The following is a 16227-nucleotide window of genomic DNA, read 5'->3' on the forward strand; positions in this document are numbered from 1 at the left end:
ACATCATGGACGTCACCGCCCCCGCCACGTTGCCGTGGGGCGATGTCTGGGGGCAGGAGGAAGCGGTCGCGCAGCTGCAGGCCGCCGCATCCGATCCCGCGAACCTCACGCACGCCTGGCTGATCACCGGTCCGCCCGGCTCGGGCCGGTCCACGCTCGCGCACGCGTTCGCCGCGGCGCTCATCGCCGAGCCGGGCGACGAGGCGGCCGAGCACGTGATGCACCAGGTGCTCACCGGCGTCCACCCCGATCTCACGGCACTGCGCACTGAGGGCGTCATCATCTCGATCAAAGACGCGCGCGCCCTCGTCGAACGGTCGTACTTCGCGCCGTCGCTCGGCCGGTACCGCGTCATCGTGATGGAGGACGCCGATCGCATGGCCGAGCGCACCTCCAACGTGCTGCTGAAGGCGCTCGAAGAGCCGCCGGAGCGCACGGTGTGGGTCCTGTGCGCGCCGAGCGACGCCGACCTCCTGCCGACGATCCGCTCGCGGGTGCGCACGCTGCGGCTGCGTGAGCCCGAGGTCGCCGACGTCGCCGCGCTCATCGTGCAGCGCACGGGCGCCGACCCGGTGATCGCCGAGCAGTCCGCGCGCCACGCACAGCGGCACATCGGCATGGCCCAGCGCCTGGCGACGGACGCCGCGGCCCGCGACCGGCGCGACCTCACGCTGCGCGGCGTCCTGCGCGTGCGTGGCGTCGGCGACGCCGTCGACGTCGCCGGCGAGATCGCGAAGGCCGCGAAGGACGACGCCGACGCGCTGACCCTCGAACGCAACGAGGCCGAGCGCGCGGAGCTCCTGCGCATGGTCGGCGTCGCCGAGGGAGCCGCCGTGCCGCCCGCGGTGCGCGGCCAGCTGAACGCGCTGGAAGAGGAGCAGAAGCGCCGTGCGACGCGGAGCCTGCGCGACGGCATCGACCGGGTGCTCACCGATCTGCAGTCGATGTTCCGCGACATCGTCGTGCTGCAGTACGGGCGCGCCGACCTCGTGAACGCCGAGCTCGCCCCCGAGCTCGAGACCATCGCGCGCGACTGGAGCCCGCAGCGCACCCTGACCGTGCTCGACAAGATCGCGCTCACGCGCCGCAACCTCGAGCAGAACGTCGCCCCCGCCCTTGCCCTCGAGAGTCTGCTCGTGACCGTCGCGAGCGGGAGGACCCTGTGAGAACACGAACCCGTCTGCTCGCCGTCGTCGCGGGCCTCGCCGCCGCATCCATCGCCCTCTCCGGGTGCATCTCGGCGATGATCCCGACCGACCAAGGTCCCACCACCGGCGTCACGGCTTCGCCCGACACCGAGGGCGTCGCGGCCGACCTGCTGCCGTTCTACGGGCAGAAGGTCGAGTGGAAGGGATGCGGCAAGGGCATGGACTGCGCCACCGTGAAGGTGCCTCTCGACTGGAGCCACCCGACGAAGGGCGACGTGAAGATCTCCGTCATCCGGCACAGTGCGCCGTCCGCGACGCGCATCGGCTCGCTGCTGACGAACCCGGGCGGGCCGGGAGCGAGCGGAGTCTCGTTCGTGCGCGACTCGCTGAGCGCGGTCGTCGACCCCACGATCGAGAAGGCGTACGACGTCATCGGCTTCGACCCGCGCGGAGTCGGCGGATCGACCTCGGTCGCCTGCTACGACGCCAAGTCCATGGACTCCTACCTGTTCGACATCCCGACCGGGACGCGAGGGTCCGCGGCGTGGAACGCGCAGCAGGCGGCCGCGAACAAGGGCTTCGCGAACGCGTGCGACAGGAACAGCGCGGGCATGCTGCAGTACATCACGACGGACAACGCCGCCCGCGACATGGACGTGCTGCGCGCTGTGCTCGGCGAGAAGAAGCTCGACTACCTGGGCTACTCGTACGGCACATTCCTCGGGGCGACCTACGCGAAGCTGTTCCCGAAGCGCGTCGGCCGCTTCGTCCTGGACGGTGCGATCGACCCGTCCGTGTCCGAGCTCGACGTCTCGACGACACAGGCACTCGGGTTCGAATCGGCGCTGCGCGCGTACATGGCCGACTGCCTGAAGCAGAACAACTGCCCCTTCCGCGGCACCACGGACGACGCGATGGCCGACCTCGGCACGCTGCTGGCGAGCGTGGATGCGAAGCCCCTGAAGAACTCCGACGGCCGCTACCTCGGCGCCGACTCGCTCATGACCGCCATCGTGGCGGCGCTGTACTCGCAGGACAGCTGGCCGTATCTCACGCAGGCACTGTCCGACACGCTGTCCGGCGACGCGTCGACGGCGTTCCAGCTCGTCGACTTCTACTACAACCGCAATGCGAACGGCACGTACAGCGACAACTCCACGGAGGCGTTCAACGCCTACAACTGCATGGACTATCCGGACGACTTCACGCAGGCGGAGAAGGATGCCGCCTCCGCCCTCGTGAAGGCGAAGGCGCCCACCATCGCCCCGTACTGGGTCTTCACGAGCCCGTGCGACTCCTGGGCGTACCCCGCCTCCGGAGTGCGCGAGAAGATCGCGGCTGAGGGAGCCGCGCCCATCGTGGTGGTCGGCACGACGAACGACCCGGCGACGCCGTACGCGTGGTCGGTGTCGCTCGCGAAGCAGCTCTCGTCAGGCGTGCTCGTCACGCGCGTGGGCGAAGGCCACACGGGGTACAACAAGGGCAACACGTGCGTGGACAGCGCGATCGACGAATACCTCCTGAAAGGCACCCCGCCCGAGAACGGACTGCGCTGCGGGTGACGGACGCGGCTCGGTTTCGTCTCGGCGCTGCGGCCGTGTAAGATCGGTGATCGTGCCTCGCAGCGCGGAGCACACGCCGCTTTAGCTCAGTCGGCAGAGCGATTCACTCGTAATGAATAGGTCTGGGGTTCGATTCCCCAAAGCGGCTCCGGCCACGAAGCCCCCTCTCCGGAGGGGGCTTCGTCGTTCCTCACGGCGAAGATCCGTGAGTTCACGGATCCGCGCGGGTGCGGCCGGGAGCACGCTGGCTTGGTGCGGATCGAGATCTGGGTGGACAGCACGGATCCACCGGTCGGTCGGGTGGACGACCACGGCGAGGCGGTGCCGTTCTGCGGCTGGATCGATCTCCTAGCCGTCCTGTCCGACGTCGTCGAGGCGTCGGGAGACGAAGACGGCGAGCTCCGTGCGAGAGCGCAGACCGAGCTTCGCGAGGACGTTTGACACATGCGTCTCGACCGTGCGCCGCGACACCGAGAGGTTCGCTGCGATCTCGGGGTTGGTGGCGCCGGTGGCGACGCGGCTCGCGATGCGCTCCTCGGTGCGGGTGAGCGACTCCCATCCGGTGGCAGGCCTCGCGCGCGGGGGTGCGAGCACGGCGATGCCCTTCCGGCGGAACGCGGCCCGCGCGCGGATGACGTCGTGATCGGCGCCGACGTCGGAGTACCCGCGCAGGGACGTTTCGGCGAGGCTCCTGCTGTCGGCGTGTCCGACGGGGAGGGCGAGGGCTGCGAGCTCCGACACCCGCGCGTGCTCGAAACGCCGGGGCGTCGTCGCCATCATGCCGGCCGCCTCCAGGAGGAGGTCGGCGTCATCCGTGCTGACCCCCTCGACGGCGAGCGCCGTCGCCCGCAGATGCGCCACGTCGGGGTTCCGGTCGGCCAGTGTCGCCACGGCATCGACGACCTCGCGCGAGCGCTGCGCGGCCGCAGCGCGCGCCGAAGGGTGCACGCCCGCGACCGACCGCGCGAGATCGACGAGGTCGAGGGCGATCTCCGCGGCATCCACCTCGGCACGGACCGCGCGAAGCTCCCGCCACCCCTCCCACAGCACGTCGAAGGTCGCGGAGTCGTCACCCGCAGCGCGCTGACGCTGGCTGACCCCCTGCCAGATCCAGGACCGCCCGCGCCCGCCCCACATCGACCAGGCCGGGACGGGGTCGAGGCTGGCCGACCATTCCAGAGCCGCGCCGGGTCCCCGCTGATGGGCGACGACGTACGCACGGATCCCGCGGACCGGCGCATCGAGCCGCACATCCATCGACGCGACCATCGCTCCGTGCGCGTCGAGTTCAGCTGCGAGGTCGGAGAGCGCGCCCGTGCGGCTGCGCGCCTGTGCGCCGAGCGAGTGCGCGGCGAGCATCCCGGTGCGGTAGCCGAGGTTCTCCGCCAGCTCGAGGCTGTGCTGCAGGAGCTCGACGATGGCGTCGGTGCGCCCGGCATCGGCCAGCGCGACCGCCAGGAGGGCGTGCGGGAAGGTCTCGAGCGTCGAGAGCGAGGGATGCCGATCGGCCTTCGCCGCGGCATCCGTCAACGCGACGATGGCCGCATCCAGGTCGCCTCGGCAGTTCGCGATCTGTCCCTGCAGGCTCAGGGCGATGACCTCGGCGCCGACGTTGCCGGTCGCGGCCGCCATCGCCGCGCCGTCGCGCGCGACGCGCAGCGCGCCGTCGACGTCCCCGAGCATCATGCGCGGCCAGCCCGCGAACGCCAGGTGGGTGGCGCGGTCATAGGGCTCGAGCACCTCGGCTGCGGCGTACCGGTCGGCCGCATCGCGCGCATCGGCGTGCCGATGCTGCAGAAGCAGGGACTGCGTGAGGGTGCGCGTCACACCCGCCAGCGACTCGGGCGGCACGTCGCGGCGGAGCACGACGGCGGCGAGGTCCGCGGCATCCACCACCCGTCCCGAGCTGAGCGCGGCGCGCGCGAGACCCGCGACCGCCTGCGTATTGAGCGGATCGTCGCTCGTGGTCGCGTCGATGACGCGGTTCCAGAGCTCGACGGCGGTCTCGGGCGCGGACACCGCCGTGCGCTGCGCGAGTCGCAGCATGCGGGGCAGGTCGGGGGCGTCCGTCGGCGCCTGCAGCAGGTGTCCGGCGACCGTCGCCGGCGAGACGTCCGCCGCCTCCAGGCGGATCGCGATCTCCCGGTGCAGCTCCGCGCGCACGGGGGCGGGAAGGTCCTGCAGCAGCACCTCCTGGATCAGCTCGTGCCGGAAGCCGAGCATGTCCTGCTCGGCGTCCTCCAGGAACCCGGCCGCGAACGTCTCCTGCAGCATCGGCACGAGGACGCTCATCGGCTGATCGACGACCACCCGCAGCTGAGAGAGGGAGAAGCGGGTGCCGAGCAGCGCCGCCGTGCGCAGCAGATCCCGGCTCGGAGAGCTCAGGTGGCTGAGATGTCGCATCATCACCATCGCCAGCGACGGCGACGGTCCCACCGGGGCGTCCAGCCGGGCTTCGCCGCGCGGGCCGATCGTGACCGCCCCGTCGCGCAGCAGCGCCCGCATCATCTCTGTGAGGAACAGCGGGTTGCCGCCTGCCGTCCCGACGTACCGCTCGAGCGTTCCGCTGATCCGTCCGCCCGCCAGGCACTCGGCGATCGCGACGCACGTTTCGGCGGGCAGGGTTCCGAGCTCGATCGTCGTGAGCAGGTCGCGATCGCTCAGCGCGACGAGGAGACGGTCGAGCTCATGCGGCGTCTCGCGGGGAGCCTGGCTCCGCATCGACCCGACGATCAGCAGCGGAAGCTGTTCGAGGGTGTGGCTGAGCCGCGTGAGCAGGGCGAGCGAGCTCTTGTCCGCCCACTGCAGGTCCTCCAGGACGACCACGGTCGGCTCGACCGCCACGGCGTCGACGATCGTCAGCAGGCGCTCCGCGACGGCGTACTTGTCCTGTACGGCGGCGAGGCGCCGGTCGTCGTCGGTGAGAACGGGTGCGAACGCGTCGAGCAGGATGCCGTACGTCCGGCGCCGATCCATGACGTCGGCGGACGCCTGCAGCACGCGGCGTCCATACGCACGCCGCATCGCCGCGTCCAGGAGCGAGGTCTTGCCGATCCCGGCCTCACCGCGGACCATGATGACGTGGCCGTTCGTCGTGTCGTCGCCGTGGGGAGCGCGCCGTGGCGCGCCCTGCGTGCCGCGGTCGAGCGCAGCCGCGAGCACGGCGAGCTCCGCGTCTCGCCCGAGGAACACGCGTGTGCTCCGCCCGGCATGAACAGGCGTCTGCATGCCACCGCCTCTCGGCCGCCCCAGTGCGGCCCCCCAGCATCCCCGAGCCCGAGTCTACCGAGGGGCACCGCACATGTCTCCTGACCCAGGTCCCCTCGCGCCGTTCGCGCCCCGCCTCGCGGCGGAGTGGATGCGGGACGAGCCCGACCTCCGTCACCGCACCATCGAGGGGACGATGGTGTTCGCCGACATCTCCGGCTTCACGCGGCTCACCGAGCGGCTGGCGCGGCAGGGGAAGGAAGGCGCCGAGCTGCTCAGCGACACCCTTGACCTGACTTTCGCGACGCTTCTGGCTCCCGCGTTCGACGACGGCGCGGACCTCTTGAAGTGGGGCGGGGATGCGGTGCTGCTCCTGTTCCGAGATGAGGACCACGCGGCGCGCGCCGCGCGCGCGGCGCACCGGATGCGGGCCGCCCTGCGCACTCTCGTGCGCGATCGGGCGCTGCCTGTGCACGCGCCGCTGCGCATGTCGATCGGCATCCACAGCGGTGCGTTCGACGTGTTCCTCGTGGGCGATCCGGCGAGCCACCGCGAGTTGATCGTCACGGGGCCGGCCGCCAGCCGCCTCGCCGCCGTCGAGGCGACGTGCACCGCGGGCCGCATCCTCCTCACCCCGGAGACGGCTTCGCTTCTCCCGGCGCGCGTGCTCGGCGAGTCGATCGACGTGGAGGGCCGGTCCGCACGCCTCCTGCGGTCGCTGCCGGAGCCTCCCATCCGTCCCGGACGGGCGGCTGCCGACGACGCGGTCGCCGGCACCCTGCCGCCGGCGATCCGCGTCCACCTCGAAGCCGGCGGCGGGGAACCGGAGCACCGGCCCGTCGCCGTGGCGTTCGTCCAGTTCGGGGGCATCGACCGGCTGATCGCGGAGGAGGGAGAGGATGCGGCCGCGACCGCCGTGCACGACCTGGTCGCCGTGGTGCAGCACGCGTGCCTCGAGCACGGCGTGACCTTCTTCGAGTCGGACATCGCCGCGGACGGCGGGAAGATCATGCTCACGGCGGGGGCGCCGCGCAGCGCGGGTCAAGACGCCGAGCGGATGCTGCGCACGGCTCTCGCGATCGCCGCCCATGAGGGAGCGCTCACCGTGCGGGTGGGCGTCAACGCGGGCCACGTCTTCACGGGCGAGCTCGGTCCCGCGGTGCGGCGCACCTACTCCATCAAGGGGGATGCCGTGAACCTCGCGGCGCGCCTCCTCGGCCGTGCGCACCCCGGCCAGGCCGTCGCGACGGAGTTCGTCGTCGCGCAGGCACACGTGGACGTCGAGTCTGACGCGCTGCCCCCCTTCTTGGTGAAGGGCAAGAAGATCCCGGTGCACGCGGTCGTCGTGCGGGAGGTGCGCGGCCGCGCGGCCGCCCGCGAGAGCCGGTTCGTCGGCCGTGGTGAGGAGCTGAGGCTTCTGGGCGACGCGCTCGCGGCGGCGCGCGACGGACAGGGTTCTGTCGTCGACATCGTCGGCGAGCCGGGCATCGGCAAGTCGCGGCTGGTCGCCGAGCTCGTGGTCCCGGATGCCGTGCAGGTGTTCTCCGCGACGTCGGGCAGCTACGAGAGCAACACGCCCTACTCGACGGTCGGCGCGCTCCTGCGCGGCGTACTCGGCGTCGGCGCACAGGATGCCGAGGCGGACATCAAGACGCGGATCCAGGACACGGTGCAGGAGGCCGCGCCGAGGCTCGAGCCGTGGCTCGCGCTCCTGGGTGTGGTGCTCGATGTCGAGATCCCCTCGACGCGTGAGGTGGACGAACTCGAAGAGCGCTTCCGTCGCGGCCGCATCGAGGAGATCACCGTCGACCTGCTCGCGGCGCTCCTCACGGATCCGACCCTGCTCGTGTTCGAGGACACGCATCTCATGGACGAGGCATCCGGCGCGCTGCTGCATCGGCTCGAGGCGGAGTCGCATCGGCATCCCTGGTGCATGGTCCTCACGCGGCGCGAGATCCCCGTGGGCTTCGTCCCGCAGCTGTCCGAGCCGGTCGACCTCAGGATCGCTCTTGCGGCGATCGCGCCGGAGAGCGCGCTGGAGCTGCTGGAGGCCGCCGCCGGCGGCGCGCGGCCGAGCCGTCACACCCTCGAGGCGATGGTGGAGCGGGCCGCAGGCAACCCCCTGTTCCTCACGTCGCTCGCCGCGGGCGCGCGCGCGTCCGAGACGAGCGAGCTGCCGGACTCGGTCGAGGCGGTGCTGCTCGTCGACATCGACCGGCTCGCGTCATCCGACCGCGCTCTCCTGCGCCTCGCCGCGGTGCTCGGCGCGCGGTTCGACCCCGGCATCCTCGTCAGCCTCACCCCCGAGACCGTCACGATCGAACAGATCGCGGAACGCCTGGACGAGTTCGTCCGCCCGGTGGAGGTCCCGGCCGGCGCGCAGGCGGATGCCGCCGGCCTCGAGTTCCGGCATGCGATGGTGCGCGACGTGGCCTACGCCGGTCTGCCGTTCCGCCTGCGGCGGGATCTGCACGCGCGCGTCGCGACGACTCTCGAGGACCGGGATGCATCCCCCGAACTGCTGAGCCTGCACTTCCACGAGGCCGGCCATCACGACAAGGCGTGGGCGTACTCGCTGCGCGCCGGCGACGACGCGCGCGCGAAGTACGCCTATGGCCAGGCGGCCGCGTTCTTCGAGCGCGCCCTGGACAGCGCAGCGCACCTGCCCGGGATCGACCTCGCGAGACGCTCTGCCGCGTACCTCTCCCTCGGCGAGAGCCTCGACATGGCCGGTGATGCCACCGGTGCGATCAGCGCGCTTCGGCGAGCGCGCCGCACGCGGAGCCTCGGAGTCGTCGAGACGGCAGAGGTCGTGTACAAGGAGGCCCGCATCACCCTGCGTCTGGGGCGCTACCGGGCGGCCCTCGCCCAGCTGACGAGGGCTCTGCACCTCCTGGACGGGATGACGGGCGCCGCGGCGGACGCGGTACGCGCACGTCTGTCGATCCGTTACGGCTTCTGCCTGCACATCCAGCGTCGCGACGACGAAGCGATCCGCTGGGGCCGCCGCAGCGTCGAGTGGGCGGAGGCGGCAGGCGATCGCGAACTGCTCGCCCATGCGTTCAACGGATTGCATCTTGCGTACGGAGCGTCCACCCTCGACGAGGACCGGCCCTACGGGCAGCTCGCGCTCTCGCTGTTCGAGGAGTTGGGCGACCTCAGCGGCCAGGCGCTGACGCTGAACAATCTCGCCATCGACGCCTACAACTCGGGCAGCTGGAACGAAGCGATCGACGCGTTCGCGCGGGCCGCGGAGAGCTTCCACCGCCTCGGAGACGACGCGAACGCGGCGAACGCGCTGTACAACCACGGGGAGATGCTGGTCACGCAGCGCCGGCATGCCGAAGCGCGTCCCGTTCTCGGCACCGCTCTGCGGCTTGCCCGCCGAGTCGACGACGAAGAACTCGTGGGGCTCGTCCTGCGTGAGCTGGCGCGCGCCGAAGCAGGCGCGGACGGCTCATCCACAGCGTGGCCGCTCTTCGACGAAGCGCGCACCGTGCTCACGAACCTGGATCTGGTGGGCGAGGTCGCACTCGTCGACGCCGCGCGCGCGGATGCGCTGGCCGAAGCGGGCGAGACCGCGGCCGCGCTCGCGCTGATCGATGCGACGATCGTCGAGGCGGAGGTCAAGGCGGCGGAGGTGCTCGCCCGTCTCTATCGCATCCGAGCCCAGGCCCTCGTGATCGAGGGACGCAATGCGCAGGCGGCCGCGGCCGCCCGCGATGGGCTCGCTCGCACGGCGGGCACGCATGGAGGCTATGAGCCGGCGCTATTGCGCCTGGCACTGGCAGATGCAACGGACGACGGCGCGCTCCGGGCGGAGTCGCGCCTGGTGCTGGCGGATCTCGGCGTGAGGGCGTGAGCCGGGCGCTCAGACAACGGCCGCCGGGGCGCATCGCCCCAGCGGCCGTTGCGAGTCGTGGGCACTCAGCCTCCCACCGCGCCCCGCAGGTCGTTCAGGAACAGCACCACGAGAAGCAGGTCGCCCGCGTTGTCGCGGGTGCTCTGGACGTAGTCGGTGCAGAAGTTCTGGGAGGCGCCGATCACGCCCTTCGACGGGCACGGCTGCACGACGGCGAGGGCACCGGTCGCCGACTGCGACCACACGGCGCTGAACTTGTTGACGCCGGCCTGACCGCAGAGCGACTTGTCGCAGATGATCGTCATCTTCGCGGGGGCGGTCCGGGTGTACAGGCCGTCCATGTTCGCGATGAACTGCGTGACGAGCGCGCCCTTCGAACACGGCTGCCCCGCCGGGCACAGCCCCAGCGAGAGTGCGACGCTGCCGTTGGCGCCCTTCGGCAGGGAGAGGATGCCGCACATCGGCTGCGCCGGCGTGACCGTCGTGCAGCCCGCGCCGTCCGCGCCCGCCGTCCCGCCCGTGAGCGAGGAGGACTGGCCGCTGAACACTGCGAGGTTCTTCTCGACCGGGAAGGCGCCCGTGGTGGCGATGAGCGGCGCCTTCTTCGTCCCCGTGGTCGCCGTGACCTGGAGTGACGTCGTGGCCGCCGAGTACGACTCGGAGACGGTTGCGCCCGTGGCGCCGGCCGGAATGACGATCTGCGTCACGCTCAGCTGACCGGGCCCCGTCGAGGCGGTGAGGTTGACCGTCATCGCCGTCGAGTACGACGCCGGGGTGCTCCCGATCCACAGCGCGATCACGAGCTGGAATGGCTTCCCGGCGGCGGTGAGCACGCTGGGAAGCGCCTGCGACGGCACGCCTGCCAGCTGCGCGGCGATCGCGGGATCCGTCTGTGCGACGACGGTCATCGATGTGGGCGTCGGCGGTGGCGCGGCCTCAGCGGCCGCCGGGGCGACGACGCAGGCGAGCGTCAGGGCTGCGACGGCGATGAGCGAGCGGATGACCCGGCGCAGGTGAACGGACATGGCGGAACTCCTCGCGACATCGAACGATGACTCCAGCATTCATCTCTGCTCCGCAGAAAAGATCCGTGAGTTCACTGAGGTTTCCGGATTCTCCGTGCGCACATCCTGGCGGCATGGCCATTCAGCCCCCGATGGACGCCATTGCCGAGTCGGACCGCAGACCGGGCGATGCGCCGTCGCGCCGCGCGGCCGTCCGCCGCGGCCGCATCCCGGGCCGGACCGTGCTGCTCGTCGCCTCCTTCGGCGCGCTGCTCGCCTTCCTCGACGCGACGATCGTCAACATCGCGTTCCCCAGCATCCGCTCATCGTTCCCGGATGAGTCGATCTCGACCATCTCCTGGGTGCTGAACGCCTACAACATCGTCTTCGCGTCGTTCATGATCGTCTTCGGCCGGCTCGGGGATGTCGTGGGCCGCCGTCGGCTCTACCTCATCGGCATCGTCCTGTTCACGGCGTCGTCGGCCGTGTGCGCGCTGGCTCCGGACATCGTCGTCCTCATCGGCGCCCGCGTCGTGCAGGCGCTCGGCGCGGCGATGATCGTCCCCGCATCCCTCGCCGTCGTCATCGACGGCGCAGAGCCGGGCAAGCGCGCCCGAGCCGTCGGACTCTGGGCCGCCGCGGCCGCCGTCGCCTCCGGGCTCGGTCCGCCGATCGGCGGCGCGCTCGTCGAGGCCGGCGGATGGCGCTGGGCGTTCTGGATCAACATCCCGCTCGGCATCGTCGCGTGGTGGCTGGGGCGACATCAGCTCGTCAACAGCCGGGCGCCGGGGCGGCGGCGGATGCCGGACCTCCTCGGCGCGACGCTCCTCTCCGGCGCGCTCGGGCTCACGACCCTTGCGATCATCAAGGGCTCCGAGTGGGGCGCGGGCAGCGTCATCCTGTGGGTCGTCGTGGGCGGTGCGGTCCTGCTCTTCGCCGCCTTCATCCTGAGTTCGACGAAGCATCCGGCGCCCGTGCTGGACATGGCGATGATGCGCAACCGGCCGTTCCTCGTCGCCAACATCGCGACCCTCGTCGCCGGCGTCGGATTCTTCGGATACATGCTGACGAACGTCCTGTGGCTGCAGTACGTGTGGCAGTACTCGGTGCTTGAGGCGGGGCTCGCCCTCGTTCCGGGCGCCGTCGTGGCTGCGATCGTCGCCGCGGTGCTCGAGCCCATCGCGGCGCGGGTCGGCTACCGCTGGATCATCGCCGCGGGATTCGTCGTATGGGCGCTGGGGTACGTCTGGTACGTCACGATGGTCGGCACCGAGCCCGACTTCTGGGGGCCGTGGCTCACCGGCCAGATCATCAGCGGCGTCGGCGTGGGCGCCACGCTGCCGCTGCTCGCGGCCTCGACGCTCGAATCGCAGCCGGGCGGCAAGTACGGCACGGCCTCCGCCGTCATCTCCAGCGCCCGCCAGATCGGCGGCACGATCGGGGTGGCGATCCTCGTCGTGATCCTCGGCACGCCGACCATGCTCACGGTGGTGGACGACCTGCGCAACGGCTGGACGATGAGCATCATCGCGTTCGCCGCGGCCGCCGTCATCACGCTGTTCATGGGTCGCATCCGCCACTTCGACGACAGCGCTGCGGACCTCGTCGCGGCGGATCCGGCGCACGCAGGCGAGGCGGTGTCGTCGCCTCCCGTCGTGCTGCGGCGCACCGTGCGCCCTGCCGAGGAATCGCTGTTCGCGCAGCTGCCGTCCGCGACGCGCGAACGGCTCCTGGAGAGCGCTCCGCAGCGGTCCCTCGCCGCGGGGGAATGGCTGCTGCGCCACGGTGACGCCGCGGACTCGATGTTCGTGCTCCTCGCCGGGCGCGCCGAGGTCGTCATCGGCGACCGCGCCGTGCGCGAGCTGGGTCCGGGATCTGTCGTGGGGGAGCTGGCACTGTTCACACAGGGTGTCCGCTCGGCATCCGTGCGCGCGCGGCGCGACTGCGAGGTCCTCGAGATCTCCCGCGCACTCCTGGAGGAGGCGATCGGGGAGGATGCAGCGGCCCTCGCCGCGCTCGTCACGGCCCTCGCCCACCAGCTCGCCGACGCGAGTCCTGCGACCGCGCCGGTGCCGACGCGGCCGAGCCTCGTGGCGGTGCTCGCGGCAGGCATCGGCGCCGCGGGGCATGTGGATGCGGTCGCCGCTGCGCTCGAGCGCGGCCTGGCGGGCCGGCTGCGCGTGGCTGTTCTTCGCGGTGCGCACTCCGCCGAGCAGGTCGACCGCGCCGAGGCGGAGAACCGGCTGGTCTTCCTCGTCGCTTCAGGGGACGACGAGGAATGGGCTTCCCGCTGTGCGCGGGAAGCCGACACGGTGGTGCTGGTGGGGCTCTCTGGGGAGGCCCCACCGGCATCCCTCCGGCCGATGGCGGGCCGTCCCGAGCTCGTGCTCGTCGGCTCGCCATCGCGCGCGGCGCGCAGCGCCTGGGCGGACGCCGTCGATGCGTGGCGCGTCAGCGGAGCGGACGATCTCCGCGGGCTCGAGGATCGCCTGAGCGGACGATCGGTCGCGCTCGTGTGCGGCGGCGGGGGAGCGCGCGCCATCACCCACATCGGCGTGCTGCTGGAGTTCGAGGATGCCGGCATCCGCGTCGATCGCCTCGCCGGAGCGAGCATGGGCGCCGTCATCGCCGGGTACTACGCCATGGGTGGCACCGCCGGGGAGCTCGGCGACGCGATCTACCGCGAGTTCGTCCGCGAGGACATCCTCAGCGACTACGGAGTGCCACGGCATTCTCTCGCGCGCGGCCATCGAGCACAGCGCTCCCTCGCGCGGAGCTACGGCGACCATCGCATCCAGGATCTTCCGCGCGGATTCCGCTGCGTCAGCACCGATCTCCTCACGCGCATGTCTGTCGTGCACCGCAGCGGGCCCATGGTGGATGCGATCAAGGCGTCCTCCCGGCTCCCCATCCTGTTCGCCCCGGTCCCGAGCGAGGGCCGGCTGCTCGTGGACGGCGGCGTGCTGGACAACCTCCCCGTCGACACGCTCACCGAGCGGGATGAGGGCCCGATCGTCGCGGTGAACATCTCGATGAGCGGCGGGCAGCGCACGTCCGCGCCGGGTGAGCCGCCACGGCCGGTCCGCGTGCCGGCGCTCGGCGAGACGATGCTGCGCACCCTCATGATCGGGGGCGGCGGGGCCGCGGAGGCGCAGAAGCTCGGCGCATGGGTCGTCACGCCGCGTTCGATGGGGGTCGGCCTCCTGGAGTTCCATCAGTACGACACGCTCGTGGAGTCGGGCCGTGCGGCGGCACGTGCGCTTCTCGAGCAGACCGGCGGGGAGCTGTTCGCGGCCGACTGAGACGGTCCGCAGAACGGTCAGCAGACCGCGCCCTTGGTCGTCAGACGGCGAGAAGGACGCCCGCGGAGATGGCCAGGGCGAGTCCGATCCACTGCACGAGCGCGATCCGTTCGCGCAGCACGATCGCCGCCAGGAGGATCGTGCCGGCCGGATACAGTGCGGTGAGTGCGGACACGACCGACAGGTCGCCGCTGTGCAGGGCGACGAGCATGACCGTGTTGGCGGTGGCGTCCAGCACGCCGCAGGCGATCGCGAGCCACCACGCGGACGCCGGGACCACGGTAGGCGGGGCGAGCACCGCGATAGGCCCCGACTCGGTCGCGTGCTCGAGATCGGCACGTCCGGACGGCGTCGCGCCGAGGAGAGCCCCCTGGGCGGGGAAGACGGATGCCACCGGCCTGCCGCGGCGCACGGCGACGACGATCGAGCCGATGACGATGAGGGCGGTGACGAGGCCGTTCGTGGCGCGGTTCGCGATGAGGGGCGTGATGCCGCTCGAGGCGTGCGTCTGATCGATCGTGATCATGAAGGCGCCGATCGCGATGCCCGAGCCGATCGCCATGAGAAGTCCCCGCAGGCTCGGGCGCACGACCTTCTCGCCCGGGATGAAGCCGACGAGCACGACCGCCACGAGCGCGACGCCGAGGCCGACGTAGCCGAGAGGGCCGAGGGTCTCGCCGCCGACCAGGAGGCCCCACAGCACCGGCACGATCGCCGACAGCACCGCGGCGAGCGGCGACAGGATGCTCATCGGGCCGATCGCGAGGCACCCGTAGAGGAGGACGATCGACACGATGCCGATGAGTCCGGACAGAACGCCCCAGAGCGTGTCGGCCGCGTTCCAGGCGCCGGCGTCGGCGGGCGCGACCGCGTTCAGGAAGAGGAACGCGACAATGAGGCCGACGAGCCCGGAGAGCGCTGCGACGGCGGTGACGACGATCGACCGCAGGCGCTTGGCGGCCAGCCCCCCGAAGAAATCCGCGGAGCCGTACACGATGGCGCCGACGAAGGCGAGGCTCGCTGCGAACATGACCGCACCAGCCTACGGGAGGCATACGCTCGAGGCATGGGCAAGGCACTGTTCATCGTCGACGTCCAGAACGACTTCACCGAGGGCGGCGCGCTCGGCGTCGAGGGCGGCGACGCCGTCGCGGAAGGCCTCACGCGTCTCCTCGCGGGCCACGCCGGCGACTACGACCTCATCATCGCGTCACGCGACTGGCACGACGGCGCGAACGACAACGGCGGTCACTTCTCCGAGGCCCCTGACTTCGTCGACTCGTGGCCGGTCCACTGCGTGGCCGGCACGCCGGGTGCCGAATACGACCCCGGGTTCGACGCGTCGGCCGTGACGCACCACGTCAAGAAGGGGCAGGGCGTGCCCGCATACTCCCTCTTCGAAGGCACGACGGATGCGGGGGAGAAGGTCGAGGAGCTCCTGGATGCGCACGGCATCGTGGACGTCGACGTCGCCGGCATCGCGACCGATTACTGCGTGCGGGCCTCGGCGCTGGATGCGATCGCGCACGGCAGGCACGTGCGCATCCTGACGGATCTCGTCGCGGGCGTGGCACCCGCCTCGAGCGAAGCCGCGCTCGCGGAGCTCGCGCACGCGGGGGCGGAGCTCGTCAGCTCTCCAGCACCTGCTTGAGCGCGCCGAGCGCGCCCACCTCGGCTGCCATCGTCTTGCGGATGGTGCCCGACATCAGCCGCATGAAGCCCGACGGCTGCGCGTCCAGGGCGAACGTCACGCTCGTGCCGCCGCCTTCTGCGTCGAGCGTGTAGGTCCCCTTCGGACGCAGCGGGCCCGCGATGACCTCGAACTCGATGCGCGAGGGTCGGTCGGCACGGGTGATCCGATAGTCGCCTGCGACGCTGCGCCCGCCGGGCCCCGCCAGTTCCTGCGCGTATTCGGTGCCGACGGCGCCGATCGTGCCGGACCGCAGTGCGATCGAACGGATTCCCGTGCGCCATTCCGGGCCGTTGAGGCCGTCGACGAGGAAGTCGTACACGTCCTCGGCGGGACGATCGATCACGACCGTGTTCTCGTCGTGCAGCATGGGGTCTCCTCCGGCTCGGGTGTGGTGGCGATCGTGCTCATTGTGCTCTCCCGGAGCCCGCGCGTAAACCTGTGTGACCGCG

The 16227-nt window shown here is 71.5% G+C and carries 9 protein-coding genes and 1 tRNA gene; 6 read left to right on the forward strand and 4 right to left on the reverse strand.

The annotated features are described in order from the left end of the window. Positions 1-5 precede the first annotated feature (5 nt). From QSV35_RS16995 to QSV35_RS17005, 3 genes are all read left to right on the forward strand, one after another. A complete protein-coding gene (locus QSV35_RS16995; protein WP_286290015.1) occupies positions 6-1166 on the forward strand; it encodes a DNA polymerase III subunit delta' in 1161 nt (386 codons plus the stop codon). Next, positions 1163-2710, forward strand: a complete 1548-nt coding sequence (locus QSV35_RS17000) for an alpha/beta hydrolase (RefSeq protein WP_286290016.1) — start codon at positions 1163-1165, stop codon at positions 2708-2710. The genes QSV35_RS16995 and QSV35_RS17000 overlap by 4 nt, the downstream gene beginning before the upstream one ends. A 75-nt stretch (positions 2711-2785) precedes the next feature. Beyond that, positions 2786-2858 (forward strand) — tRNA-Thr (locus QSV35_RS17005). Between the two features lie 200 nt (positions 2859-3058). On the opposite strand, the gene QSV35_RS17010 is transcribed toward QSV35_RS17005, so the two are convergent. Next, positions 3059-5938, reverse strand: coding sequence for a helix-turn-helix transcriptional regulator (locus tag QSV35_RS17010; RefSeq protein ID WP_286290017.1), 2880 nt, complete (start codon positions 5936-5938; stop codon positions 3059-3061). A gap of 73 nt (positions 5939-6011) precedes the next feature. On the opposite strand from QSV35_RS17010, the gene QSV35_RS17015 reads away from it, so the two are divergent. Continuing rightward, complete coding sequence (locus QSV35_RS17015; RefSeq protein WP_286290018.1) at positions 6012-9779, forward strand: AAA family ATPase; 3768 nt, start codon at positions 6012-6014, stop codon at positions 9777-9779. A 65-nt stretch (positions 9780-9844) separates the two neighbouring features. Here the strand turns inward: QSV35_RS17015 and QSV35_RS17020 are convergent, their stop codons facing one another. After that, a complete protein-coding gene (locus QSV35_RS17020) occupies positions 9845-10804 on the reverse strand; it encodes a hypothetical protein (RefSeq protein WP_286290019.1) in 960 nt (319 codons plus the stop codon). A gap of 113 nt (positions 10805-10917) precedes the next feature. Here QSV35_RS17020 and QSV35_RS17025 point away from each other — a divergent pair, with 113 nt between their 5' ends. Continuing rightward, a complete protein-coding gene (locus QSV35_RS17025) occupies positions 10918-14085 on the forward strand; it encodes an MFS transporter (RefSeq protein WP_286290021.1) in 3168 nt (1055 codons plus the stop codon). Between the two features lie 40 nt (positions 14086-14125). On the opposite strand, the gene QSV35_RS17030 is transcribed toward QSV35_RS17025, so the two are convergent. Further along, positions 14126-15115 (reverse strand): EamA family transporter, encoded by a 990-nt coding sequence (locus QSV35_RS17030; protein WP_286290022.1) that lies wholly within the window; start codon positions 15113-15115, stop codon positions 14126-14128. A gap of 36 nt (positions 15116-15151) precedes the next feature. Here QSV35_RS17030 and QSV35_RS17035 point away from each other — a divergent pair, with 36 nt between their 5' ends. Then, positions 15152-15736: an isochorismatase family protein gene (locus QSV35_RS17035; protein WP_286290023.1), complete on the forward strand. Its 585-nt coding sequence runs from the start codon at positions 15152-15154 to the stop codon at positions 15734-15736. On the opposite strand, the gene QSV35_RS17040 is transcribed toward QSV35_RS17035, so the two are convergent. Next, positions 15714-16145, reverse strand: coding sequence for an SRPBCC family protein (locus tag QSV35_RS17040; RefSeq protein WP_286290024.1), 432 nt, complete (start codon positions 16143-16145; stop codon positions 15714-15716). The genes QSV35_RS17035 and QSV35_RS17040 overlap by 23 nt on opposite strands. Positions 16146-16227 lie beyond the last annotated feature (82 nt).

It is taken from the genome of Microbacterium candidum, from assembly GCF_030315975.1.
Taxonomy (GTDB): Bacteria; Actinomycetota; Actinomycetes; order Actinomycetales; family Microbacteriaceae; genus Microbacterium; species Microbacterium candidum.